At 47.0% G+C, this 24,952-nt stretch carries 23 protein-coding genes; all 23 read right to left on the reverse strand.

The window, feature by feature from the left end; all coding sequences use genetic code 11:
• Positions 1-138 precede the first annotated feature (138 nt).
• Entirely contained in the window at positions 139-4,443 is a 4,305-nt protein-coding gene (locus ACFYU8_RS06360) for a PolC-type DNA polymerase III (protein WP_390294779.1), read from the reverse strand.
• A 115-nt stretch (positions 4,444-4,558) separates the two neighbouring features.
• Complete coding sequence (locus tag ACFYU8_RS06365) at positions 4,559-6,304, reverse strand: proline--tRNA ligase (protein WP_390297214.1); 1,746 nt, start codon at positions 6,302-6,304, stop codon at positions 4,559-4,561.
• Between the two features lie 43 nt (positions 6,305-6,347).
• On the reverse strand, positions 6,348-7,430 hold the full coding sequence (gene ispG, locus ACFYU8_RS06370; protein WP_390294777.1) for a flavodoxin-dependent (E)-4-hydroxy-3-methylbut-2-enyl-diphosphate synthase: 1,083 nt from the start codon (positions 7,428-7,430) through the stop codon (positions 6,348-6,350).
• A 55-nt stretch (positions 7,431-7,485) separates the two neighbouring features.
• The gene (rseP, locus tag ACFYU8_RS06375) at positions 7,486-8,751 is read right to left on the reverse strand and encodes an RIP metalloprotease RseP (protein WP_390294775.1); all 1,266 of its coding nucleotides are present in this window, start codon (positions 8,749-8,751) and stop codon (positions 7,486-7,488) included.
• Positions 8,752-8,794: 43 nt separating this feature from the next.
• Complete coding sequence (locus ACFYU8_RS06380; RefSeq protein ID WP_390294773.1) at positions 8,795-9,943, reverse strand: 1-deoxy-D-xylulose-5-phosphate reductoisomerase; 1,149 nt, start codon at positions 9,941-9,943, stop codon at positions 8,795-8,797.
• Positions 9,944-9,983: 40 nt separating this feature from the next.
• On the reverse strand, positions 9,984-10,769 hold the full coding sequence (locus ACFYU8_RS06385; protein ID WP_390294771.1) for a phosphatidate cytidylyltransferase: 786 nt from the start codon (positions 10,767-10,769) through the stop codon (positions 9,984-9,986).
• Between the two features lie 17 nt (positions 10,770-10,786).
• Positions 10,787-11,557, reverse strand: coding sequence for an undecaprenyl pyrophosphate synthase (locus ACFYU8_RS06390; RefSeq protein WP_390294769.1), 771 nt, complete (start codon positions 11,555-11,557; stop codon positions 10,787-10,789).
• 66 nt (positions 11,558-11,623) lie between these two features.
• On the reverse strand, positions 11,624-12,181 hold the full coding sequence (gene frr, locus ACFYU8_RS06395; RefSeq protein WP_390294767.1) for a ribosome recycling factor: 558 nt from the start codon (positions 12,179-12,181) through the stop codon (positions 11,624-11,626).
• A gap of 2 nt (positions 12,182-12,183) precedes the next feature.
• The gene (pyrH, locus tag ACFYU8_RS06400; protein WP_106840312.1) at positions 12,184-12,906 is read right to left on the reverse strand and encodes a UMP kinase; all 723 of its coding nucleotides are present in this window, start codon (positions 12,904-12,906) and stop codon (positions 12,184-12,186) included.
• Positions 12,907-13,065: 159 nt separating this feature from the next.
• Positions 13,066-13,953, reverse strand: coding sequence for a translation elongation factor Ts (tsf, locus tag ACFYU8_RS06405; RefSeq protein ID WP_390294764.1), 888 nt, complete (start codon positions 13,951-13,953; stop codon positions 13,066-13,068).
• Between the two features lie 138 nt (positions 13,954-14,091).
• Positions 14,092-14,802, reverse strand: a complete 711-nt coding sequence (gene rpsB / locus ACFYU8_RS06410; protein WP_390294762.1) for a 30S ribosomal protein S2 — start codon at positions 14,800-14,802, stop codon at positions 14,092-14,094.
• A 247-nt stretch (positions 14,803-15,049) separates the two neighbouring features.
• Positions 15,050-15,727 carry a DNA polymerase III subunit gamma/tau gene (locus ACFYU8_RS06415; RefSeq protein WP_390294760.1) on the reverse strand — a complete coding sequence of 226 codons (678 nt, stop codon included), beginning with the start codon at positions 15,725-15,727 and terminating at the stop codon, positions 15,050-15,052.
• Positions 15,720-16,235, reverse strand: coding sequence for a DUF6115 domain-containing protein (locus ACFYU8_RS06420; protein ID WP_390294758.1), 516 nt, complete (start codon positions 16,233-16,235; stop codon positions 15,720-15,722). Before ACFYU8_RS06420 ends, ACFYU8_RS06415 begins: the two co-directional genes overlap by 8 nt.
• A gap of 32 nt (positions 16,236-16,267) precedes the next feature.
• Complete coding sequence (locus ACFYU8_RS06425; RefSeq protein WP_390294756.1) at positions 16,268-16,606, reverse strand: hypothetical protein; 339 nt, start codon at positions 16,604-16,606, stop codon at positions 16,268-16,270.
• A 46-nt stretch (positions 16,607-16,652) separates the two neighbouring features.
• Entirely contained in the window at positions 16,653-18,071 is a 1,419-nt protein-coding gene (locus ACFYU8_RS06430) for a flagellar assembly protein A (protein WP_390294754.1), read from the reverse strand.
• Between the two features lie 31 nt (positions 18,072-18,102).
• Entirely contained in the window at positions 18,103-18,891 is a 789-nt protein-coding gene (locus ACFYU8_RS06435) for a FliA/WhiG family RNA polymerase sigma factor (protein WP_390294752.1), read from the reverse strand.
• 16 nt (positions 18,892-18,907) lie between these two features.
• The gene (locus ACFYU8_RS06440; RefSeq protein ID WP_390294749.1) at positions 18,908-19,291 is read right to left on the reverse strand and encodes a hypothetical protein; all 384 of its coding nucleotides are present in this window, start codon (positions 19,289-19,291) and stop codon (positions 18,908-18,910) included.
• Between the two features lie 3 nt (positions 19,292-19,294).
• On the reverse strand, positions 19,295-19,780 hold the full coding sequence (locus ACFYU8_RS06445; protein WP_390294747.1) for a chemotaxis protein CheD: 486 nt from the start codon (positions 19,778-19,780) through the stop codon (positions 19,295-19,297).
• Positions 19,767-20,393 (reverse strand): chemotaxis protein CheC, encoded by a 627-nt coding sequence (locus ACFYU8_RS06450; protein WP_390294744.1) that lies wholly within the window; start codon positions 20,391-20,393, stop codon positions 19,767-19,769. The genes ACFYU8_RS06445 and ACFYU8_RS06450 overlap by 14 nt, the downstream gene beginning before the upstream one ends.
• 5 nt (positions 20,394-20,398) lie before the next feature.
• Positions 20,399-20,875: a chemotaxis protein CheW gene (locus tag ACFYU8_RS06455; RefSeq protein WP_390294742.1), complete on the reverse strand. Its 477-nt coding sequence runs from the start codon at positions 20,873-20,875 to the stop codon at positions 20,399-20,401.
• 16 nt (positions 20,876-20,891) lie between these two features.
• Positions 20,892-22,916 carry a chemotaxis protein CheW gene (locus tag ACFYU8_RS06460; RefSeq protein WP_390294740.1) on the reverse strand — a complete coding sequence of 675 codons (2,025 nt, stop codon included), beginning with the start codon at positions 22,914-22,916 and terminating at the stop codon, positions 20,892-20,894.
• A 21-nt stretch (positions 22,917-22,937) separates the two neighbouring features.
• Entirely contained in the window at positions 22,938-24,053 is a 1,116-nt protein-coding gene (locus ACFYU8_RS06465; protein ID WP_390294738.1) for a protein-glutamate methylesterase/protein-glutamine glutaminase, read from the reverse strand.
• Positions 24,054-24,084: 31 nt separating this feature from the next.
• Positions 24,085-24,948, reverse strand: coding sequence for a MinD/ParA family protein (locus tag ACFYU8_RS06470; RefSeq protein ID WP_390294735.1), 864 nt, complete (start codon positions 24,946-24,948; stop codon positions 24,085-24,087).
• Positions 24,949-24,952 lie beyond the last annotated feature (4 nt).

Genomic DNA, 24,952 nt, shown 5'->3' on the forward strand with positions numbered 1-24,952 from the left:
AGGTGTAGCCAGAAAGAAAGAGTGGGTTTCCCCACTCTCGATCAGCCATGCGTATAAAACCAGTATTTCCAAAAAAATTATAGCATAACAGCCCTCCGCTGACAACCTTTGGATGACTGTCTGCCTTGACAGTGCTCCTTAGAACAAGGATAGCTGATTGGATTCTGGCAACCCTTTCAAGGCACCCTGCTCGTCCAAGAACTCCAATATGGTCTTGGAGATGCGAGAACGGGATAGGAGGTCTTCCTTGGACAAAAACTCTCCTTGCTCTCTCGCAGCTACGATACTGATCGCTGCGTTCGTCCCTAAGCCAGGCAGGGCGTTAAATGGAGCGATCAAGGATTCACCCTCGATCAAGAAGCGAGTGGCGTCCGATTTGTACAAATCGACGTTGGTAAAACGGTAGCCGCGCTCTATCATCTCCAGCGCCATCTCCAATACAGTCAGCAACGCTTTTTCCTTAGGCTGCGCATCGTGCCCCTTACCCTCGATCTCTTCGATCTTTTGCTTAATCGCTGCTGAGCCTTTGACCATCAGCGGGATGTCAAAATCATCTGCGCGAACAGTGAAGTAGGTCGCGTAAAACTCCAGTGGACGATGTACCTTAAAGTAAGCAATCCGCACAGCCATCATGACGTAAGCAGTCGCATGCGCCTTCGGGAACATGTACTTGATCCGCTGGCACGACTGAATATACCATTCTGGCACATTGTTATTGCGCATTTCTTCTTGATCGTCCTCAGGAACCCCTTTACCCTTACGCACGGACTCCATGATTTTAAAGGCACGAGAAGGCTCTAGCCCTTTGTAAATCAAGTAAACCATGATATCGTCACGACAACCAATTACATCCGGCAGCTTGCAAGTGCCGTTGCGGATCAAGTCTTGCGCGTTGTTCAACCAAACGTCCGTACCGTGTGATAGTCCAGAAATCTGAACGAGCTCGGCAAATGTAGTCGGTTTCGTGTCTTCTAACATCTGACGTACGAATTTGGTTCCAAACTCCGGGATACCAAGTGTCCCCATGTTTGTACCTATTTGTTCCGGTGTGACCCCCAACGCTTCGGTGGTGCTGAAGATGGACATGGTCTTTTTATCGTCGAGTGGAATGGTCTTAGGGTCCATCCCCGTCAAGTCCTGCAGCATACGAATGACGGTCGGATCATCGTGTCCCAGAATATCGAGTTTCAGCAAGTTATCGTGAATGGAGTGGAAGTCGAAATGTGTCGTGCGCCATTCTGACTCGTTATCGTCCGCCGGGAACTGGATGGGACAGAAATCCTCAATCTCCATGTAGTCTGGAACTACAATAATTCCGCCTGGATGCTGTCCTGTCGTTCTTTTTACACCTGTGCACCCGTTCACGATCCGAGAGATCTCCGCATTACGCAAGGTCATGCCTCGTTCATCGGCATATTTTCGCACGTATCCATACGCTGTTTTTTCCGCAACAGTACCTATCGTTCCGGCACGATAAACGTATTCTGGTCCGAACAGTTCTTGTGTGTACTTATGAGCACGTGGTTGATAGTCACCGGAAAAGTTCAAGTCAATATCTGGTACCTTGTCCCCTTTAAACCCAAGGAACGTTTCGAACGGAATATCTTGTCCATCCTTGGCATAGCTGGTACCACATTCTGTGCATACCTTGTCCTCCAAGTCAAAACCGGAGGCGATAGAACCGTCTGTGATGAATTCACTGTGCTTGCAATTTGGGCAGCGATAGTGAGGAGGTAATGGGTTTACCTCTGTAATCTCAGACATCGTCGCAACAAAAGACGAGCCTACAGACCCACGTGAACCTACCAGATAACCGTCATTCAACGATTTCGTTACCAAACGCTGTGAAATCAAATAAATCACACCGAAGCCGTGCTTGATGATACTGTTCAATTCTTTTTCCAAGCGATGCTCGACCAGTTCAGGCAATGGGTCACCATACAACGCCCTGGCTTTGTCATAGCACATTTGACGAAGCTCATCGTCCGCCCCTTCAATGATTGGCGTGTACAGCTTGTCTGGAATGGGACTAATATCCTCAATCATGTCCGCGATGCCATTCGTGTTTGTCACGACAATTTCTTTTGCGGTCTCTTCTCCCAAGAAGGAGAACGCCTCCAGCATCTCTTCCGTTGTATGGAAGTAAAGAGGCGGCTGGTTGCCTGCAGTCGGATCACCTTTTGACAATAAGAAAACATCACGAAAAATTTCATCTTGGGGATTCAGGAAATGCACATCCCCTGTCGCTACGACCAGCTTGCCGAGCTCTTTTCCCATCTCTACGATCTTTTGATGATAGCCCTTCATCGTATCAAGCGACGGAATTTCTTCATTACGCAACAGAGGTGAGTAATGAGCAATGGGCTGTAATTCTATATAGTCGTAAAAAGCTGCTACTTCCTTCAACTCTTCAGGTGACTTACCGCGCAAAATCGACTGCATCAGCTCGCCGTCCTTGCATGCTGTCCCGATTAGCAAGCCTTCCCGGTGCTTGGTCAACTGGCTGCGCTGGATACGAGGCCAACGGAAGAAGGTTTCCACATGGGAGCGGCTTACGAGCTTGTACAAATTTTTGAGGCCTTCTTTATTTTGCACGAGAATCGTCGCATGGAATGGACGTCCACTCTTGTAGTCCGCCTCTTCGTTGCTTTTTTCATTTAGCTCCGCGAGCGATTGGATCTGTGCTTCCTTTATATCCTTCAACATCTGCTGGAACACCTGGGCAAGTGCCACGGTATCGTCCAACGCACGGTGAGCATTAATTAGATCCACGTTAAACTTTTTGGCTAATGATCCCAAACGATAATTGCGCATTCCTTTGTACATCAACCGAGCTAATGGCAACGTATCTAAAAATGGATTGTTCCACGGTTCCATGCCAATCCGTTTGGCACATGCGTTGATGAATGCTTTGTCAAACTCCGCGTTATGCGCGACAAGAATACCATCGCCAGCAAAATCCTTAAATTTGCGCAGCACTACATCAAGTGTCTCTTGCCCGCGGAGCATCTCGTTAGTAATACCTGTGATCTCCGTTGTTTTCGGTCCTATCTCCAACTGTGGGTCGATCAGCTCTGTCCATTGATCAACAATTTCTGCGCCCTTCATTTTGACCGCAGCGATTTCGATGATCGTATGCTCTGAGGCGTTCAAACCAGTCGTCTCCGTATCAAAGACAACGTATTCTGTGTTCTCATCAATGGAAAGATTATTGTCCGGTTGCAGGTTGTAAACAATATCGATACCATCCTCGACTACATACGCTTCCATACCGAGAATGCATTTGATGTTGTTCTTTTTGGCAAGCGAATACGCCTCTGGGAAGGCTTGCACGACGCCATGGTCAGTGACAGCAATCGCTTTATGGCCCCACTTTGCTGCCGTCGAGACCAGTGATTTTACGGATGCAACGGCATCCAGCGCACTCATCGGCGTATGGCAGTGGAGCTCGACACGTTTTTCTTCCGCGTGATCTTTGCGAATAACCTGCTCAATCTGATTCAAATCATTGGCATTCATGACAAGATCGCGTACAAATGTGTCATGCTGTACACTTCCCCGTACTTTTACCCACATGCCGTCTTTCAGCAATTCAAGCATTTTCACGTCTTCTTTATCGCGGGAGAACATCTTCACCGTGAGAGAATCCGTATAGTCTGACACGTTGAACGTGAGCAAATGGCGTCCACTGCGAAGCTCTTTGACTTCTACGTTAAATACTGTTCCTTGGATGACGATACGGCGTTCCTCATCTTGAATCTCGCAAATCGGGATCGGTGCATCTTTGATTTCATAGCCCATCATGAGCGTAGTGACAGAATCAGCTTTATCAGACGATTTGCTCTCTTGTTGAACTGCCGTCATCACAACTTCAACGAGAGCACGTTCTTCCTCTTTACGTTGCTGTTCAAAAGCCTTATACGCGTCATCGCTTTCTTCCCCATGGAAAGTAAAACGCATCGAGCAGTCGGTAGCTTTCTGGAAAGCAGCCAAAAGCTCATTATCCGCACGTTTACGCTTGGCTACCTCAACGGACATCTCCGTTGGCAAGTACACCTTGACTTCCTGTTGGTCGACTTGCTTTCGTGCTTGACGCATAGTACCCGCCAAGGAGTTCAGCGTTGGCTCCAGCCCTGCCAGTAAGACATCCCAATACTCTTCGACTACATGATCGAGAGACGGCTTTTGGTGATAGTGAAATCGGGTGTCTACTTTGGCAAGATGTGAAAATGTATGCGTCAATCGCTTGGTAAAAGCTGCATAAACATCCGCAGGAATCATTCTCGGGAGGGCAAAGTGAAAAATCCATTCTTTGTTTTGCTTATACAGCTCTAACTTTTCAATCTGAGCATCAAGAAAAAATCGCTCCACCCATTCGTCAGGAACTTCCATTTGCTTGACCAATAGGGAGAAGCGATGTTTTTGCTCTTGTAAACGGTCCACGGTTTTCCCACCTTCCCTATAAGTGAGCGTTCAAACAAGAAAAAGAGGCACTCCCCGTTAAACTAGGGGAGTACCCCGTAAAAATTCGACAAAATCCTTCTTATTCCTGCAACAACTAGTTGCCGAACAACGCAGCTCCAGTTTGGTCAACACGAGATAAGAAGCCTTTCACTTCATCGACCAATTGATCCAGCTTCACATCATGTGTTTCACCGTTTTTGCGGATTCGCACTTCAACGGTTCCTTCTTGAGCCGCTTTATCGGAAACCGTAATACGCAGAGGTAATCCAATCAAATCAGCATCTTTAAATTTCACGCCAGCACGCTCAGGACGATCGTCAAACAACACTTCTACGCCAGCCTTGCGCAATGCTTCTGTAATTTGTTCACTGACTTGGCGTTGCTCTTCTACTTTAACATTGACCGGAATCACATGTACATGGAAAGGTGCAACAGATACTGGCCAAATAATACCATTTTCATCATTGCACTGCTCGATTACTGCTGCAATTGTACGAGATACACCGATTCCGTAGCAACCCATGATCATCGGTTGACTGCGACCGTTCTCATCCAGGTACGTAGCACCCATCGCTGTCGAGTATTTTGTACCCAGCTTGAATACGTGACCCACTTCCACACCACGTGCAAACTTGATGACTCCACCTGTACGAGGGCATTCGTCGCCTTCTGTAATGTTGCGCAAGTCAGCGTACTGGGAAACCGTGAAATCACGGCCAGCAACGACGTGTGTCAGATGATAGTCTGTTTCATTGGCACCGACGACACCATCATAAACATCTTGAACAAAATTGTCCGCAATGATTTCCACTTTTTCAGGATCAATGCCAACTGGGCCAACAAAACCTGCAGGCGCACCTGTTACCGAAACGATATCCGCTTCAGAAGCGAGCCCTACGATCGCCGCATCATACAAGTTTTTCAGCTTCACTTCATTGATCTCATGATCGCCACGCACCAGCACCATAACCAGCTTGTCGTCTACGCGATAAATGAGGCTCTTGATGATTTGCTTTGCTTCGATTTGCAGTGCTTGCACCAATTGGTCGATTGTTTTGGTGCCAGGCGTATGCAATTTTTCTCGAGCTGGCGCTTCTGTTGCAGGCTTAGCAGATGGCTTGTACACGACTTCTGCCTTTTCCAAGTTGGCCGCATAATCGCCTTCTTCAGAATAAGCAATCGTGTCTTCTCCAATTTCGCACAACGCCATGAATTCGTAAGTGCCTTTTCCGCCAATAGCACCTGCATCCGCTTCTACTGCACGGAAGTTCAAGCCTACACGGGTAAAGATGTTTGTGTACGCATCGTACATAGCCTGGAAGTTGCGATCCAAACCTTCCTGTGACGTATCAAAAGAGTAAGCATCCTTCATAATAAACTCGCGGCAACGAATCAAGCCGAAGCGTGGACGCACTTCATCACGGAATTTGGTTTGAATTTGATAAAGGTTGATCGGGAGTTTTTTGTATGAATTTATTTCATCACGCACGAGACTCGTAATGACTTCTTCGTGGGTTGGACCCAAGGCAAAAGGACGATCATGACGATCACGCAGGCGAACGAGCTCGGGACCGTATACATCCCAGCGACCCGTTTGATGCCACAGCTCAGCTGGTTGCATCGCTGGCATCAACAGCTCTTGTCCCCCAGCATTGTTCATTTCTTCACGCACTATCGCTTGGATTTTGTGCAGGGAACGGAGCGCCAGGGGCAGGTACGTATAAATACCGGAAGCCAATTGGCGGGCCATACCTGCGCGGAGCAGTAGCTTGTGGCTGGCAATCTCCGCGTCGGATGGAACTTCCCGCAGGGTAGGGATCAACATTTGACTTTGCTTCAACACGTGCGTGTCCTCCTTATGCCTTATCAGCAATCAACGTGCATTACCCTACGGTTGTAGGTTTTTGCTCGTTTACTATTTCGTTAATTTCCTTCATCAGCTCTTCAAACAACTCGGTTTCTTTTACTTTCCGAACAATTTCACCATTACGGAAAATCAAGCCCTCGCCATTTCCGCCGGCAACGCCTACATCTGCTTCACGAGCTTCACCAGGACCATTTACCGCGCAACCCATTACCGCTACTTTTAACGGAACTTTCAGCGTGGAAACAGCATCCTCGACTTTTGTCGCTAGGCCGATCAGGTCAATTGCGCATCGACCACAAGATGGGCATGCAATGACAACTGGATCGTTGTTCACGATATCCAAGCTGCGAAGGATTTGTTTCCCTACTTTAATTTCTTCAACAGGGTCAGCCGTCAGGGATACGCGGATGGTGTCACCGATTCCCATCGACAATACCGTTCCGATTCCAACTGAAGACTTAATGCTGCCCGAAAACTGTGTACCTGCTTCTGTCACACCAACATGCAGAGGATAGTTGCGCTTCTGTGCCATCAACGAATACGTTTGGATCATCGTCGGTACATCAGAAGACTTCAAGGAAATGACAATGTTGTCGTAGTTCAAGTCTTCCAGAATTTGCACGTGGTCCATCGCACTTTCTACGATCGCTTCTGGGGAAGGATAACCGTATTTTTCCAAAAGTCTTCTCTCAACTGAACCTGAGTTGACACCGATACGGATTGGTACATTGCGCTCACGGCACGCTTCCACTACGCGTTGCGTTTTTTCTTTCGAACCGATGTTTCCCGGGTTGATCCGGATTTTATCAATCCCGCTCTCCAGTGCAATCAATGCGAGCTTGTGATCGAAGTGAATGTCGGCAACAAGCGGCAATGGGGAGCGTTCTTTAATTTTTTTGATGGCACGGGCTGCATCTTCATTGATGACGGCCAAGCGAACAATTTGGCAACCGACATCGTGCAGTCTCTGAATCTCGGCCAGAGTTTTTTCTACATCACGCGTGTCTGCTGTCGTCATCGACTGGATGACAACGCTTTTTTGGCCCCCGATTTGCACTCCACCTACAAAAACCGGTTTCGTCTCCTCGCGCTTGAACATTTTGCACCATCCTTTTACATATGTCTGTTTTTCTTTCTATCGTGTTAGTACGTGATTAGGAGAACAATCGTTGCAGATCGTTCCAAGTCACTACTAAAATCAGCAACATCAAAAAGGCAAAACCCAAGAAATGAACCATTCCTTCTTTATGTGGGTCAACAGGTCGACCACGCAGCGCCTCTACTCCCAAGAAAGCGAGACGTCCGCCATCCAAAGCTGGCAACGGCAACAGATTGAACAATCCAAGGTTAATGCTCAATACAGCAGCCCATTTCAGCAGAATCGCCATACCTTGTTGGGCAACCTCTCCAGTCATCTTGAAAATACCGACTGGACCACTCAAATCCTTCAGTCCGTATTCCCCCGTTACGAGCATTCCCAAGCTTTTCAAGATCATCATCGTAAAATCGTAAGTGGAGGTTGCACCGTATTTCAGAACTTCTCCTGGGGCAAAGGTGAGTGCATTAGTAACCATGATTTTGCCCACGTTGTTTTCGTCTTTCCCTACTTTAACTGGCACAGTCATACGCTGGCCATTGCGCTCGTACTCAAAGGTTAATTGTTGGTCCGGCGCTTTACTAATCTTCTCGACAACGTCTTTCCACGAGGAAACAGGCTGACCTTGAATCGCGATCACCTTATCACCTGGCAATAATCCAGCTTGTGCAGCAGGTCCTCCCGGGATCACATTCCCCAGATGGCTGCCATTCGGTACGCCGTACAAGAAGCCGATCACGATAAACAAAACAAACGCCAGCAGAAAGTTGGCCGCAGGTCCTGCAAAAATCGCCCAAAAACGTTGTGATACTGTCTTGCCTTTGAACTGTCTGTTCAGAGGGGCAATCTGTACTTCTTGTCCATCCTTAACCAGATGAGCCTGTGGATGAACAGCAAACGTCTTCTGCTCTCCATCCAGTTCAAGCACGATATTTAAATTTTGCTCCAGATCAAATTGTACCACCGTACCGGTGATCGCACGAGCAGAACCAGAACTTGGCCCATCGAGCAAAATATGTGTGACCTTTCCTAACGCATCCCGCTCCACGCTTACTTCCATGTGCGGTTTCAACATATCCATCTCCGGGTCTTCCCCCGCCATGCGAACAAGTCCTCCGATGGGTAAAAGGCGAAGGGTGTATTCCGTTTCTCCCCGCTTCACGCGAAAAATTTTTGGCCCCATTCCCAGTGCAAATTCACGACATAAGATCCCTGCCCTCTTGGCCAGAAGGAAGTGTCCTAGTTCGTGCACAAAGACAAGTACCCCAAATACAACTACAATCGCGAGAATTGATTCAACGGAATCCAGGTTGGGCAAAGGCAAGTGAACAGCCACCTTTCTGTCAAGTATCTAACACTCAAATTCCTTAGATGGAGACGAGCGCATAAGAGCGTGCCCACTCATCAGCTGCAAAAATATCTGCAAGCTCTGGACTCGCTACACCAGGGTGAGCTTCGCAAGTTTTTCGGACGACCTTTTCGATGTCTAAAAAACTGATTGCTCCCTTCAAGAACCTATCAACTGCGACCTCATTGGCTGCATTCAGTACTGCCGTATGCGTACCACCTGCTATACCGCACTCATACGCTAATTTTAACAGAGGATAGCGTTCATAATCCATGGCTGCAAAATGAAGCGTGGCGATTTTGACCAAATCAAGTGGTTCCGTAGGCAGTTCTTTTCTGATGGGATAGCTCATGGCGTACTGAATCGGAACCTTCATATCCGGTGTACCAAGTTGGGCCATGACCGCTCTGTCTTTGTATTCTACCATAGAGTGTATGATACTTTCATAATGCAATACGCATTCGATCTGCTCATAAGACAGATCAAACAGCCAATGAGCTTCAATCACTTCGAAACCTTTGTTCATCATGGTAGCAGAATCGATGGTAATTTTTGCACCCATGCTCCAATTCGGATGAGCCAATGCCTGCTCTACTGTCACTTGTTGCAGATCCTCGCGCGAGAGGTGACGGAAGGAACCGCCTGAAGCGGTCAAAATGACCCGTGCCACATCTTCCTTGCGCTCTCCTTGCAGACATTGGTAGACAGCTGAATGCTCGCTGTCTACTGGAATAATCGATACGCCTTTTTCTTTCGCTCGTTTCATGACGACAGGGCCAGCGCTCACTAGTGTCTCTTTATTGGCCAGTCCAATTGTTTTTCCCGCCTCGATCGCAGCAAGTGTAGGTGCGACCCCTACACTGCCGACAACAGCGGTCATAACGAAATTGGCAGCTTCATGACGGGCAACCAGTTCCAATCCATCCGCACCATAAACGATTTCTGGTTGAGACTTGCCCGCCAATCTATCTCGCAGTTCAACGGCAGCCTGCTCATTTCCTACAGAAACGAGCTCTGGCTTGAATTTTTCTACCTGGCGAGTCAATAGATCGACGTTTGTGCCAGCAGCCATAGCCACCACCGAAAAATCCTCAGGATGCTGGTCTACGACCTCGAGCGTGCTCGTTCCAATTGACCCCGTTGAACCTAAGAGCGCTATTTTTTTCACAGATTTCACCCTCTATATCTCTTTCTATATGCAAAAGGTTTTAGACAATACCTAATAGATGTAGAACCGGAAAGACGAGCAAAAAGCTATCAAAGCGATCCAAAACGCCCCCGTGACCTGGAATGAGCTGTCCTGAATCTTTTACATGGAAATGCCTCTTGAAAGCCGACTCAACCAAATCACCCAATTGCCCGACGATCCCCGCAACTAATGCGATGGTCAAAGCCTGATCAATCGCCAAATGGCCAAAGCTTGCATTGATGGAAAGAACAATCAAGACAGAAGCGACAAGACCTCCTATGGCCCCTTCCACAGTCTTGTTTGGACTTATTTCTGGCCACAGTTTACGCTTACCTATTGCTTTTCCGACAAAATAGGCGCCCGAATCAGTCGACCAAATTCCCATAATGACCATGACCGTAAGCATGAATCCTTCTGGAAGGTTTCGGGTAGCGGCCATATAAGTAAAACCGTAGCCTATGTATAACGCCCCCACCAACGTAAGGGCGACGTGTTCAATGTGAAACTGATTTTTCCGTAAAACGGAGTAAATCAACAAGAGCAGGATGACGGGCAGCATCAGATCCGGCATGCTGATACTGAGCCAATCCGAAAATAACAGAGACGGCCACAAAATGCTTAACATCAATACATATCCGAGCAATCCTGCCAAATAAAATGACTGAATGCCAGCCATTCTCATAAATTCAAAATAGCCAATGACAGCCAGTAAAAACACCAAAAGTGAGTACCAAGCTCCACCAGCATACATCAATAATAGAAACGCAGCCCCACCAATCAGGCCTGTTATTATACGTTGCTTCAACTGATTCCACCTCTCGGTTATACCGCCCCGTAGCGACGAGCTCGGCCTTGGTATTCCACGATTGCTTGATAAAAATGTTCACGGGTAAAATCAGGCCATAGCACATCCGTAAACCATAATTCTGTATATGCTAATTGCCACAGCATAAAGTTACTCAAGCGAATCTCTCCACTTGTTCGAATCAAGAGGTCTGGATCGGGAATTTCGCTTGTATACAGGTAGCTCGATATCAATTCCTCAGTCAGTTGCTCTGGTTGAAGCTCACCTGCTTTTACTTGTGCTGCCATCACTGAAAATGCTTTTGCAAGTTCATCTCGCCCACCGTAATTCAGGGCAAAATTCAATTGTAGACCGCTATTGTCCTTCGTTGTCTCTTCTGCTTCCAGCAGCGCTTTCAGCGTATGAGAAGGCAGCTCGTCTTTACTGCCCAGCATGCGTATGCGGACACCACGTTCTATTAATTCATCCAATTCTGTCGACAAAAATTCCTGCGGAAGTTTCATGAGAAAATCCACTTCATCGCGCGGACGCTTCCAGTTTTCGGTAGAGAACGCGTACATCGTCATATAGCGCACGCCGATCTCGTCTGCAGCCTTGACGACTTCTTTTACTGCTTTCATTCCTGCACGGTGCCCCGCAACCCGGGGTAAACTGCGCTTGCTGGCCCAACGACCGTTGCCATCCATAATAATCGCCACATGTTCCGGAATCTTACCGGAACGATCCAACTCGGCTGGCTCCGATTGCTTTTCTTTGCGGCCCCATTTGCGCGCCAGATGTTCTAACATAAAGTGTTCCCCCGTAATGAGAGATATAGACGTACATCCCCCTCAAAAGAGGGGGATTACCCTTACCTATACTTCCAAAATGTCTTTCTCTTTGTCCTTGACGGTCTTGTCAACTTCAGCAATGAATTTATCCGTAGTCTTTTGGATAGTTTCTTGGTGACGATGGGAATCGTCTTCAGAAATGGTAGCAGCCTTTTCCAGCTTTTTAATTTCATCGTTTGCATCACGACGGATGTTACGAATCGCTACCTTTGCTTCTTCTCCACCTTTTCCAGCCAGCTTCACTAGCTCTTTACGACGCTCTTCTGTGAGTGGAGGAATGATCAGGCGGATGACCACGCCATCATTGGATGGGGAAATACCCAGATCCGATTGTTGCAGGGCACGATCAATTTCTTTTAGTGCCGTTTTGTCCCATGGCTGAATGATCAGCATACGTGGTTCTGGCACGCTGATGTTAGCCAATTGGCTAATCGGTGTTGGTGAACCGTAATAGTCTACAGCTACACGATCCAGCATTGCTGGGTTCGCTCGGCCTGCACGCAGGCTGGACAGGTCTTTTTTCAAAGCATTGATTGCTTTATTCATGCGATCTTCCATGTCTTTTAGCACAGTTTGTGGCATAATTATTCCCCTTTCACTAGAGTACCGATTTTGTCGCCCATTACTGCCCGACGAATATTGCCTTCATCAGAAATGTTAAAGACGATCAACGGAATACTGTTATCCATGCACAAGCTAGATGCTGTTGAATCCATGACACCTAAACCTTTATTCAGCACTTCCAGGAATGTCAACTGGTCGTACTTCTTAGCGTTCGGGTCAAGGCTTGGGTCTGCAGAGTACACACCGTCTACCTTGTTTTTGGCCATCAGGATTACTTCAGCTTCAATTTCAGCTGCACGCAGAGCAGCAGTCGTATCCGTTGAAAAGTAAGGGTTACCAGTACCGGCAGCGAAGATGACCACGCGCATTTTTTCCAAATGACGAATGGCACGACGGCGTATGTATGGTTCTGCTACCTGTCTCATCTCAATCGAGGTTTGAACACGAGTCGGGACGTTCACTTTTTCTAACCCATCCTGCAAGGCGAGTGAGTTCATAATTGTGGCCAGCATCCCCATGTAATCGGCTGTTGCCCGATCCATTCCTTTCGAGCTGCCGGAAAGTCCGCGCCAGATATTACCTCCTCCGACGACTACAGCGACTTGTACACCCAATTCTACGATTTCCTTGATCTGGTTAGCGACGGAGAAAATAACTTTAGGGTCAATACCATAACCCAAGTCCCCCGCCAGTGCTTCCCCACTCAACTTTAACACAACCCGTTTATAGGCAGGAAGTGGCATGTGAAACGGCCTCCATTCATGAATCATTCTCTGTGCCCAGTCTTCATTCCTTCTAATTGGGAACAGGTACACACTGCTATTTACATGCAGAGAGTTTCACACAAAGTGAAACTCTCGCTTTGAAAATAGGGAACACGAAGGTGTTCCCTATTTCCTTTATTATTGCTTATTAACTTGAGCCATAACTTCAGCTGCGAAGTCTTCTTGTTTCTTCTCGATACCTTCGCCTACTTGGAAGCGAGCGAATCCTTGCAAGGTAGCACCTGCTTCTTTCAACAGAGCAGCTACTTTCTTGTCTGGATCTTTTACGAATGGTTGCTCAACCAGCACGTATTCTTCGAAGAATTTGGAGAGGCGGCCTTCTACCATCTTCTCAACGATGTTAGCAGGTTTACCTTCAGCCAGTGCTTGGTTTTTCAGTACTTCACGCTCACGCTCGATCTCATCAGCGGCAACTTCTTCACGGTTAGCAAAACGTGGGTTGGACGCAGCTGCGTGCATGCCCAGGTCTCTTGCCAGTGTTTCGTCTTGTGTGCCTTCCAGAGTTACCAATACACCGATACGGCCACCCATGTGCAGATAAGCGCCGAATACGCCAGCGTCAGTTTTCTCAGAAAGTACAAAACGACGGAAGGAGATGTTTTCTCCGATAGTCGCGATTTTCTCGTTGATTACATGACCCAGAGTCTCGCCAGCACCTTTGAATGGTTGCTCCAGAGCTTCTTCAACTGTTGCAGGACGTTGGGATACAACGTGCTCAGCGATGTCTTTTACGAGTGTTTGGAACTCAGGGTTTTTACCTACGAAGTCAGTTTCGCAGTTTACTTCTACAACTGCTGCCACGTTTCCAGCTACCGCAGTTCCAGTCAAGCCTTCTGCTGCGATGCGTCCGGATTTTTTCGCTGCTTTCGCTACACCGCGCTCACGGAGCAAGTCAATTGCTTTTTCCATGTCGCCTGCTGTTTCTTCCAACGCGCGTTTGCAATCCATCATACCTGCGCCTGTACGCTCGCGCAGTTCTTTAACCGCTTGTGCACTAATTGCCATGAGTGAAACCTCCTCGAAAAGTTACGATCCTATTATAGTCGAAAAGCAAGCCGCCTGTTAACACCTCGGCGACGCTAATCAGCAAAAAAGGATGGACGGGGGTTCTGACACCCTCAGTCCACCCTTTAACACACATGCTTACGCAGTTGTTGTTGCTTGTTGCTCTGTACCTTGGTTTCCTTCTTGCAGAGCGTCTGCCATTTTAGCAGTGAGCAATTTCACAGCGCGAATTGCGTCATCGTTACCTGGGATCACATAATCGATCTCATCTGGATCGCAGTTAGTATCTACGATTGCAACGATTGGGATACCCAATTTGCGAGCTTCTGCTACAGCGATGCGCTCTTTACGAGGATCGATAATGAACAGAGCGTCAGGCAGTTTATCCATGTGAGCGATACCGCCCAAGAATTTTTCCAGACGATCCATTTCTTTGCGCAGAACGATAACTTCTTTCTTAGGCAATACTTCGAAAGTACCATCGTTTTCCATACGCTTCAGCTCAGCCAAGCGAGAAGTACGTTTTTTGATGGTAGTGAAGTTTGTCAGAGTACCACCCAACCAACGTTGGTTGATGAAGTAGTGACCTGTGCGTTCTGCTTCTTCTTTAACGGATTCTTGTGCTTGTTTCTTCGTACCAACGAAGAGCACTTTACCGCCGTCTTGAGCGAGTTCACGTACGAAGTTGTACGCTTCCTCTACTTTTTTAACGGTTTTTTGCAGGTCGATAATGTAGATTCCGTTACGTTCGGTGAAGATATAGCGAGCCATTTTCGGGTTCCAACGACGAGTTTGGTGACCGAAGTGTACACCAGCCTCGAGCAATTGTTTCATCGAAATTACTGCCATATTTCACACCTCCTTCAAAAATGGTTTTTGTGATGCCTACCTCCGTCTCACCGCATGTTCCAAGCAATTCTGCCAGAGGCAGCACCGTTGCCGGAATTGGTGGACGTGCGATTTCAACACCGTAAACGAATATATCATATGGGAGTTTCAATTGCAACAAACGAATTCCATTTATTTCGTAAAAAAAGTTATGACCGTTCTAGGCGGACGACAAACGGACACTTTCCGTAATATTGAAAAAAACCGCCTATTTTTTAGGCGGCGTTGTTATCAACTTGACGATGTCTGCTTCCTTAGTAGCACTCGACACTTCATAGGTACCGACACGAATACGATTTAGCTTGTCGCTCTCACGTAACTGGTCCACAAATTGATTATCAGCAGGAAGGATTCCTTCCTTTACTAGAATCTGTGCTACATCCTCTGCAGTTGCTTTGTAAGGAACAGTGAAAGATACCTTCTTAGTTACTACAGGTGCTTCCACTGTTGGAGCTTTAGGTGCCCCTGTATTAGGTGCCGTTGGGGTCTGCGTATTTGGTACTGTTGGGGTAGGCTGGCCGTCCTTGCTCACTGGATTTGTTGGCGGAATCACCTTTTGCTCTGATGAAGCTACAGGTGTCGCAGGCTGCACAGCTGGCGTCTGCGGTTGCTTTGTAACAGGCGCTACTGTTTGACCTACGTTTGGCGCAACTGGTGCCTTAGGCACTCCAGGGGCTGGCTGTACGTTCACTTTCTTTTCTTCCTGCCACTGTTTGTATTCTTCTGCTGTAAGTACGACCATTTCCAGCTCTTGTGCAGCTACTTTCATTTGATCTGCAGTCATGGCCGGGGCTTGCGCAGTCTGCTTTGGCGCTAACAGTCCGATGATTGAGGTAGCCACAATCAGTCCTGCTCCAAATCCAAATAGTAGCTCTTGTTTACGCATCGGCAAGTCCTCGCTCATGCCTGTCAGCCAAGGAAAAGATCAAATCCATTTCCCCTCTTCCGGCACCGAGTCGTTTTGCGATCTCATCCCGAGACAAACCTTCTTTACTCAGCTCAAAGGCACGGCGATAACGTTCTCGCAGTGCCAGCATATCCACCTCTTGAACTTGAGGTGCTGGTTCGATCCTATTGTTCTCCTTTGGAGCCTCTTGCTTGTGGCTGTCACTCTTTTCCCACTGTTCTTCCATATTGTCCAATCTCTTGCGCAAACTAGTGATATCCTCGAGAAGATCCGCCCTCATTTCCTGCCATTCTGCAGCAAGAAGATTGGTTTCTTGCTTTAACTGTTTTTGAAGACGCTGCACGCTTTTTTCGAGCTCGTCCTTGTCCGTCGTGCGATGTGTCGGTAAGGAGGAAAAGGAGTCAACAGGCTGCTTCTTTTTAATGACTAAAGCAAGAAGCATACTGATAATTCCTGCTCCAATCAGGATGGGATACACTACGTCCATGTTGTCCACCTTTATTTCTGGCTTGACTTCGTTTACAAAGAAATATCTATAATACGTCCACGCAACGGATCTCTCATGAGATCAGCGTTCGCAGATACACCCTCGCTCGATTCGGACATTTGACTCCCAGTGGATTCTTTCTTGTCCTGATGTTCTTGTTGTCCTTGCTTTTTTTCTCTTTCACGTATCTGGTTCTTTTGTGATTGCTCAATATCGCTCGGGCTCTGGCGCATATGTTTATCCAGGTCTCTTCGCTGATCAATCATCGATTGTTGTTCATGCATGGATCGTTGTTGCTGATGCTCCTGAATTCGGCTGACTTCTAGCGTTCGTGGTATTGCCACCTGCAATTCAACCGCTTTCAAACTCATATGGCCCCAACTCCCTTTGTCACACTAAGTATGTAAGCATCCTAGATCAGATCAGGGTCGCTGTGCTAATTTCTCCGTCTAGCACAATAAATCGCGTTCTGGCATACTCGTGCTTGATAAAGTGCACCAGCTTTCCAAACGTCATTTTGATTCCTGGATACATCACATGATATGCCTCAATGGCTGCTGGGCCTTCCCCTTTCAGCTCGAGTTCAATATCATTTCTGCGTGCTTCCAGTTCCTTGCTTTCTTTTTCCAGAACCAAACGAGTATTGGTTAGCTTAATTTGCATGAGACGTTTGTCTGCTGGAAGTTCTTTGCTGACTTGGAGGATCTGATTCATAACCCCTAGACCTTGATCTGTTTTGCGTAAATTTTCATACACATTTTGCAGTTCTTTTTGAATGTTCGCCAGCTCTTGTCTTAATTCCGGTTTTACTCCTACTTCTAGTATTGTAGGAGTGGCGCTGCTGTTCCCAAATACTCGTGCCACAATCTTTTCCCCAGCTTGCAGCACGCCACCAATGATGAAGCCTTTCGACCCTTTGCAAATGATTTGCTTTCCGGCTCGTACGGTTGAGAACATGATACTTTGTGAAACAATCACTTGATTACCAGCCGTTACATTGGCGTTTTGGATAAAGGATGTCCGGACATCTTTCCCCGCAACAATGCAGCCCTTGTCCTGGGCAACAATCCCGCTTTTGATTTCAATGGAACCTTCCGCATACAACTCGGCGCCTTCTACACTGCCAAGTACGCGGATATCTCCTGATGACTTTACACGAAAGCCATTCAATACGTTCCCGCGAATGACCACCGTTCCCACAAAATCAATATTGCCAACACCAAAATCAACATCCCCGTTTACTTCAAATACGGGAAACACATTCATTTTAGCCTGTTCTGTGAAGGATACTTGTCCGTCAATAGCGGCGTATAGCATCGTTCGCTCTTGGTTGAGAACAACATTTTTCCCAGGCTTTATGTTTATTTCCTTGCCGGCTTTGGGAGCGATGGGCTCTCCGGTAACTGCTGTGCCTGGTTGTCCCTGGCTTGCTGATATTTTACGTGCCAAGAGTTGTCCTTTTGCCACATTGGGGATTGTCGTCACATTATAAAAATCAACCCGGCCATCCTCTAGCTCTTTTGGACCTTCCCCTTCATTAATAGAAGCCAAATAGGGGTACTCAATCGTTGCATCGGTTCCGGCCACGGGAGCAATCCCTTGAGCAACTTTTACTCTCGCATTTGCATACTTCGCGGGTAAAGTACACAAATTCTGGACTACATCATCGAGAATTCCATACTTCACATTGCTTGCCTGTAATACTTTATATACATCTGTTTCCAAGATAACAATTTCGTCGATATCTTGTTCGTCTACGCGTAGAAGAACCTCAGCCTCCAGTTTATCAGCTGAAATTTTTACTTCTATTTTATATTTCCCGATCCCATCCATCATTCTACCCCTCTCAAGCTTGGGTAATGTCCCTTTACATCAATTGCGATTTCCATCTGGACAACGCAGAACGAAGTCGGAAAAGAGCTTTGGAGTGCAGCTGGGATATTCTTGAAGGTGACAAGCTCATTATTTCCGCAATTTCTGATAAGGTCATTTCTTCAAAATAAAACAAGGAGACAACCAGTCGTTCCTTTTCAGGCAATTTGTCAATGACCGTTACGAGAACCTCTTTTAAGCTGGATACTTCCGCCACATTCTCAGGACGTGGTGTAAGCTCGTCGATGATATACGAATGTCTTGCTGTTTTTTGTTCATCTTCATCGCCTACTGCCTCATCAATAGAAACCATGCTGGCAAGAGAGGTTTCCAAGAAAACCTGTTGAAGTTCCTTTTTGCTAATTCCCAGATAATCAGATACTTCTTGATCGGTTGGCATTCGCAGCATTTGCTGTTCCAAGTTGGTGTATGCTTCTTCGATTTTTTTGGCCTTGTCTCGAACAGTACGAGGGATCCAGTCGTTCTCGCGTAGTCCATCGATCATCGCACCACGAATCCGCCACATGGCATACGTTTCAAATTGGAGACCCCGTGTATGATCGAATTTGGCCAAAGCGTCCAATAGCCCAAAGCGGCCATAACTAATCAAGTCATCCTTGTCCACATTTGCTGGCAGATTAATTGCCAACCGATTTGCCACCTTATCAACCAGTGGCAAAAACCGCGTGATCAACTCAATCTCCGCCTCGCGACTACCCTCTTGTTTCCACATGACCCATTTATCGAACTCTTTTGCTTTTTCTTGACTGGTTAGCCGTGCCACGAATAGTCACCAACCTTTACTCATCTGATAAGCGCCTAACGACCTCTGCAACGGTGGCTGGATCCTCAGTTGGATGAATCCTTTCCATGTTGTTGACTGAGAGTGGTGCAAATGGTTGATCTTCCTGTTCTAATTGTTGTCCAATTTCCAGTACGACCCCACCTTCTGCTAGAGGAGAGCTTGTCCCCTCTAGCGTGTCCGTAACCATTGGTGGAGTAGATGACTGTATGAACGTTGCAATCAGCCAACGAATTGGAAATGCAGCGAGGAAGAATAGGACAAATGCGATACCTGCTCTCTCCAATGATACGAGCCAAACATTACTTGCCACAGCCGTACCTAACGTTACAAGAAATGCGAGCATCCCTAATCCAAAATTAATCCAAATGGTTCCTAACATTGGTTATACTTCCTTCACACCTTGATTTACGGTCCTGATTTGAAGAATCCCGTTAGTGGCATCTAACTCTATTGTCCGACCGCAGTTTCCCCCTGTATCTTCTGCCACGATCTTTATATGAGCATCCTTCAATGCAAGCTTGCATGCCTCTACATTCCGAGGCCCAATCCGCATGGTGTCATTATTCCCTAAAAATGCGAACATTTGTGCACCGCCAGCCAATTTCGCAACTGTGTGTCTGGTCTCCGCGCCAGCCTTCACCATCAACTGAATCAGATGGGGAATTGCTGTATCCGCATACTTGCCTATCGTTAGCTCCCCGCTTTTAGCCAAAGACGATTCAGGGAGCATAACATGTGCCATACCTGCAATTTTATGGATATGATCGTAGAGCACTACCCCTACGCAAGATCCTAAACCGGTAGTACGCAGCTTATTCGGCGGCTTTGCCACACCGAGATCAGCCATTCCTATCTTAATAATCTCCATCGAACGGAACCCCTAATGAACGAAATAGTGTTGGGAGCGATTCAGGATCAGGAATTAAGAAAAAGTTCCCTTTTACTTGATCATTGCCTTCGAAAAAAGCGGTGTCAATCGTGAGGGCAAAGTCACCCGCTTGACCCAACGCTATTAATCCATAACTTAGAATAGCTCCAGCCATATCCACAGCGAGTGCGGGTACGGACGGCTGCAAATTCAATTGTGTAAAATCAGCTAACGATGAAAGATAAGAACCTATTAAGATATTGCCAATCTCATGCAGCGCTGAGATCTCCAGCTCTTCCCACTCGTACACATCTTTATTAATTCCTGTAATTTGTTCGAGCAGGTGCTTGGCGGAATCCAAATCAAGGATGAAAAACATGTTCCCTGGACAATCCCCTTCAACCCGGAGGAAGACGGTCACTACTACAGTTTCCGCTCCTCCTACACAATCTGCGACTTCGTCGAAGGAGATAATCTTGACTTGTGGAACTTTCATATCGATTTCTTTTTGTATGAGCTTGGAGAGAGCCGTGGCAGCGTGACCAGCACCAATGTTCCCGATTTCCCGTAAAACGTCAAACTGGAAATCCCCAAACTTCGTAAAGTCGCCCATTTTGCTTACCCCTCAATTGCATCCAACTGCTTGATTTCCTCAGTGCTCAATACTTTATCGAGGTTTAAGAGGATTAAGAGTCGTTTATCCAGCTTAGCGACGCCTCGCAAATATGCAGCTTCCACTCCTCCAACAACCTCTGGAGGCGGCTCAATCGCATTAACTGGTATATCGATAACATCGTTTGCTGCATCTACTATGAGACCCACTTCCAATTCACCTACGGCCACGATAATGATCCGAGTCGCTTCGGAATAGATGCTTTCATCGAGACTAAATCGATTGCGAAGGTCAATAATCGGTGTCACAACGCCACGCAGATTAATAACCCCTTTGACGAAACTAGGCGTTCGAGGAACTCTTGTGATGTGCTCCAGTTTTTCAATGGATTTGACCTGATGAACCTCTACGCCATACTCTTCGTCCTTCAATCGAAAGACAATCACTTTAACTTCGCTAATGACTTCTTTTTGATCGAGCATGTGGCTGCCCCTCCTTCTACTTAATCAGCGAGTTACAATCTATGATGAGCGCGACCTGACCGTCTCCTAAGATCGTTGCACCTGAGATAGCAAATACATTAACCAGATATTTGCCGAGAGATTTTAGAACAATCTCTTGTTGGCCGATGAACGAATCGACGACAAGGCCTGCCATTTTCTCACCTTTACGTACGATGACGACTGCCACTTCATCTTCCATCGTCTCCCCATTATCAGGCACTTGGAAAATGTCCTGCAGCGAAACGAGCGGAACAACACGTCCCCGGAAGTCGATCACTTTTTGGCGGTGAGCCATCATGATCTGTTCTTTTTTAAATACAGCTGTCTCAATAATGGAACTGAGTGGGACAGCGTACTTCTCATCTTTCACTTGTACCAGCATCGCGGAAATGATAGAGAGCGTAAGTGGCAATTGAATGAGGAAAGTCGTGCCCTGGCCGCGCACAGAATCGACGCTTACGCTGCCACCCAACGATTCAATTTTGGACTTAACGACATCCAGTCCAACACCACGACCGGAAATATCAGAAACAACCTCCGCTGTACTAAAGCCAGCTGCAAATAGCAACTCGTGGATTTGCCTGTCACTCATGCTGTCTGCATTGGCAGGATTGACAATCCCTCTCTCAAGCGCTTTCTTGAGAACTTTATCTTTATTGATTCCGGCACCGTCATCTTTTACTTCAATAAATACATGGTTCCCACTGTGGAAAGCGCGCAGCTCGATTTTTCCTTCCTCTGGCTTACCCGCCTTTTTCCGGTCTGCTGGAGACTCAATTCCGTGGTCAAGCGAGTTACGCAGCAAGTGATTGAGTGGATCCCCGATTTCGTCGATGACGGTACGGTCCAACTCTGTCTCCGCACCGATAATCTCCAGATGCACTTTTTTATTCAGATCTTTTTGCAAATCACGAATCATACGTGGGAAACGATTGAATACTTGCTCCACTGGGACCATGCGCATCGTCAGAATGATGTTTTGCAAATCGCCACTAATCCGGCTCATGTGTTCCACGGTTTCTTGCAGTTCGTTCTTTCCGATTTCCCGTGCCAACTGCTCCAGACGACCACGATCAATGACTAATTCGCTAAACAGATTCATCAAGATATCCAGACGTTCGATATCCACACGAATTGTTTTTCCACCAGCCGTTGCCTTCTTCACAGGTGCTTGAGGAGCTTCTGCTGCTCCTTTTTCTGCTGGTGCAGGTGCCTGTTGTACAACGGGAGCAGGTGGAGCTTCACTCTTCAATTGAATGGTTTCGATTGTCACATCTTGGATTTCCGAAATGTTAAGAATCGTATTACGGACTTTTTCAATCGATTGCTCCGTCACATACGCGATTTCAAACGATTGTTCAAATCGCTCGTTCTCGATATCTTCAACAGCCGGCTTCGTTTTGATCACTTCACCCATGGATTCCAATTGATCGAAAACCATGTAAGAGCGAGCAGCCTTGAGCAAGCAGTTTTCATTTAATGTCACTTTGATCCACAAAACGTTGTTTCCGAGCTCCTGAGACTGCTTCAAGACCATCATTGCATAATCATCCAGCTCATGATCTTCAGCTGGCGTACTTTCCTCTTGCGGTGCTTCCACTGTCATCGTAGCAGCTGCTACTTCCTGCTCGGCTGAAAAGTCTCCAGCTACAATCGCCCGCAGCTTCTTTACAATAGCGGATACATCCGCTGAACCGTCTCCACCTTCAGTGATATCGATTACCATGCCTTCAATCAAATCTACACTCTGAAAAATAGCGTCCATAATATCACTGGTAATCGTTAACTTCTGGTTGCGAATCAGGTCAAGTACATTTTCCGCTTCGTGAGTCAAACTCGCCATGTCTTCAAAGCCCATGGTCGCCGACATCCCCTTCAATGTATGTGCGGAACGAAAAATTTCTTTGACGTGGCCAATATTACCCGGATCACTTTCCAAGAGTAACAAGTTGGCGTTGATTGCCTGTAGGTGTTCCTTTGACTCCTCAATAAACATGTCCAAATACTGATTCATATCCATAGGTGATCCACCTCCCAAAAATCAGTGCAAGAGCTTGCACAACAGCTCCGGAATCTTTTCTAATGGGGCCACATTGTCTGCCAAGCCTGCTTGTATCGCTGCTCGTGGCATTCCGTATACGACACAACTCGACTCATCTTCGACAATACTTGTGACACGGCTAAGCTCCTTCATGAGTTTTAGCCCTTTAGTCCCATCATTTCCCATGCCTGTCATGATGATTGCCCATTTGTCTACATTTGTCAATTGACTGACTGATTCAAACAGGATATCGACAGACGGTCTGTGACCACCTCGTGGCTCCTCTTGATGTAAATAGGCCTGCAGTCTCCCATTTACTTGACGAACTTCGAAATGGAAGCCTCCTGGAGCGATATAGGCTGTACCATTTTCCAAATACTCACCATCGACGACCTCGGTTACTCTAATTTGGCATAGCGAGTCTAGCCGATTTGCTAACGATTTTGTGAAACCTGCTGGCATATGCTGAACGATGGCAATTGGTGCCGGAAAGTTCGCCGGAATGGCAGTTAGTACACTCTGCAATGCTTTAGGTCCACCCGTGGAAGTACCTAAAACCACCAGTCTTGCCTTTCCGCCCACTAGTGACCGCATCACGGCAGGCGGGCTCGGTATTTTCGTACGAATTACTGGAGATGCCGGTGTACCAGATGCAGCTTTTGATTCTGAAGATACCGGTTTGACTACGCGAGGGATCTGTTTCCTCAAACGTACTTTCGATGCTGCCGCAGCCTTTACTCGCTCGATAAGACGATCGCCCACTTTGTGGATGTCGAGAGAAATTGGACCAGAAGGCTTCGTTACAAAGTCAAACGCGCCTAGTTCCAACGCATGAATCGTAGCTTCGGCCCCTTCTTTTGTCAGGCTACTCAACATGACGATCGGAACTGGACACTCATTCATCAGTTTTTCCAGAGCGTCCAAACCGTTCATGACCGGCATTTCAATGTCGAGTGTGAGAACATCCGGCGCCAGTTCTTTACATTTTTCAATACATTCGAGTCCATTTTTGGCTCGATCAATGACTTCAATCTCAGGATCAGTAGATAGAATGTCCGAAATCACTTTACGCATGAAAGCAGAATCGTCCGTGACGAGAACGCGGATTTTGCTCATTTGAAAGTCGCTCCCTTCCTACTTTTATGTCTCATCGTATGAAGTGCCTCAACTTCGCAAGAAAACCTTTGAGACCACTGTCAGAAGCATCTGTAGTAACCGGATGATCCAAATACCGTTCTACCAGATTTCGTATGCTTCTCGCGGCTTGCGATTGTGGATATGTAAGTAGAAAAGGACGCTGCTGTTTAACAGCTTTTGAAACATAAGGATCATCCGAAACATATCCAAGCGACTGAATATCCATATTCAAAAAGCGTTTGGAAACCATCGCAAGCTTGTCCGCCGTCATTTTCCCTTCTCTCTCCGTCGACGCTCGGTTTATCACCAGACGAATAGAGACAGCGGGATTACGTGCGTGTAGCATTTTGATGACTGCGTATGCATCGGTTATCGCAGGTGGTTCGGGGGTGGTAACGAGAATGACCTCATCTGAGGAGAGCATGAATCGCATGGATTCTTTAGAAAAGCCTGCTCCCGTATCAAAAATGATTGTGTCGGCATAGCCTTGCAACGGGTCCAGATGCGAGAACAAGCGATCGAGCTTGTGATCATCTAACTGCATAATCTGCGTGAATCCAGAACCACCCGCGATGAATTCTAAACCTCCTGGCCCGTGCTCGATAATGTCCCAAACAGTCGTATCTGGCTCTAACAAATGAAATAGATGCTTTTTTGGTGTGATTCCCATTAATACATCCAAATTTGCCAGACCCAGATCCAAGTCAAACAAAACCGCCTTATGACCCTTCTCAATCAAACCAAGCCCAAAATTCAAGCTGAAATTGGACTTGCCGACACCACCTTTTCCACTCGTCACTGTCACCAGTCTAGTTGGTCGTGTCTTCTTGTTTTGTAGCATCCGCTCACGGAGTTGCTCTGCTTGGTCACGCATCTGT

The sequence above is a fragment of the Brevibacillus sp. NPDC003359 genome, from assembly GCF_042878995.1.
GTDB lineage: Bacteria > Bacillota > Bacilli > Brevibacillales > Brevibacillaceae > Brevibacillus.

Bases quoted from the DNA above. Each gene is read 5' to 3' on its own strand.
- ACFYU8_RS06415 (WP_390294760.1), bottom strand. From the start codon at position 15,727: ATGCGTAAACAAGAGCTACTATTTGGATTTGGAGCAGGACTGATTGTG.
- ACFYU8_RS06455 (WP_390294742.1), bottom strand. From the start codon at position 20,875: ATGCTCGATCAAAAAGAAGTCATTAGCGAAGTTAAAGTGATTGTCTTT.
- ACFYU8_RS06425 (WP_390294756.1), bottom strand. From the start codon at position 16,606: ATGAGTTTGAAAGCGGTTGAATTGCAGGTGGCAATACCACGAACGCTA.
- ACFYU8_RS06430 (WP_390294754.1), bottom strand. From the start codon at position 18,071: ATGATGGATGGGATCGGGAAATATAAAATAGAAGTAAAAATTTCAGCT.
- tsf (WP_390294764.1), bottom strand. From the start codon at position 13,953: ATGGCAATTAGTGCACAAGCGGTTAAAGAACTGCGCGAGCGTACAGGC.
- rpsB (WP_390294762.1), bottom strand. From the start codon at position 14,802: ATGGCAGTAATTTCGATGAAACAATTGCTCGAGGCTGGTGTACACTTC.
- ACFYU8_RS06470 (WP_390294735.1), bottom strand. From the start codon at position 24,948: ATGCGTGACCAAGCAGAGCAACTCCGTGAGCGGATGCTACAAAACAAG.
- ACFYU8_RS06390 (WP_390294769.1), bottom strand. From the start codon at position 11,557: ATGTTAGAACATCTGGCGCGCAAATGGGGCCGCAAAGAAAAGCAATCG.
- frr (WP_390294767.1), bottom strand. From the start codon at position 12,181: ATGCCACAAACTGTGCTAAAAGACATGGAAGATCGCATGAATAAAGCA.
- ACFYU8_RS06420 (WP_390294758.1), bottom strand. From the start codon at position 16,235: ATGGACGTAGTGTATCCCATCCTGATTGGAGCAGGAATTATCAGTATG.
- ACFYU8_RS06445 (WP_390294747.1), bottom strand. From the start codon at position 19,780: ATGGAGATTATTAAGATAGGAATGGCTGATCTCGGTGTGGCAAAGCCG.
- ACFYU8_RS06465 (WP_390294738.1), bottom strand. From the start codon at position 24,053: ATGAGCAAAATCCGCGTTCTCGTCACGGACGATTCTGCTTTCATGCGT.
- ispG (WP_390294777.1), bottom strand. From the start codon at position 7,430: ATGTTCAAGCGCGAGGAGACGAAACCGGTTTTTGTAGGTGGAGTGCAA.
- pyrH (WP_106840312.1), bottom strand. From the start codon at position 12,906: ATGCCACTTCCTGCCTATAAACGGGTTGTGTTAAAGTTGAGTGGGGAA.
- ACFYU8_RS06460 (WP_390294740.1), bottom strand. From the start codon at position 22,916: ATGGATATGAATCAGTATTTGGACATGTTTATTGAGGAGTCAAAGGAA.
- ACFYU8_RS06440 (WP_390294749.1), bottom strand. From the start codon at position 19,291: ATGTTAGGAACCATTTGGATTAATTTTGGATTAGGGATGCTCGCATTT.
- ACFYU8_RS06450 (WP_390294744.1), bottom strand. From the start codon at position 20,393: ATGGGCGACTTTACGAAGTTTGGGGATTTCCAGTTTGACGTTTTACGG.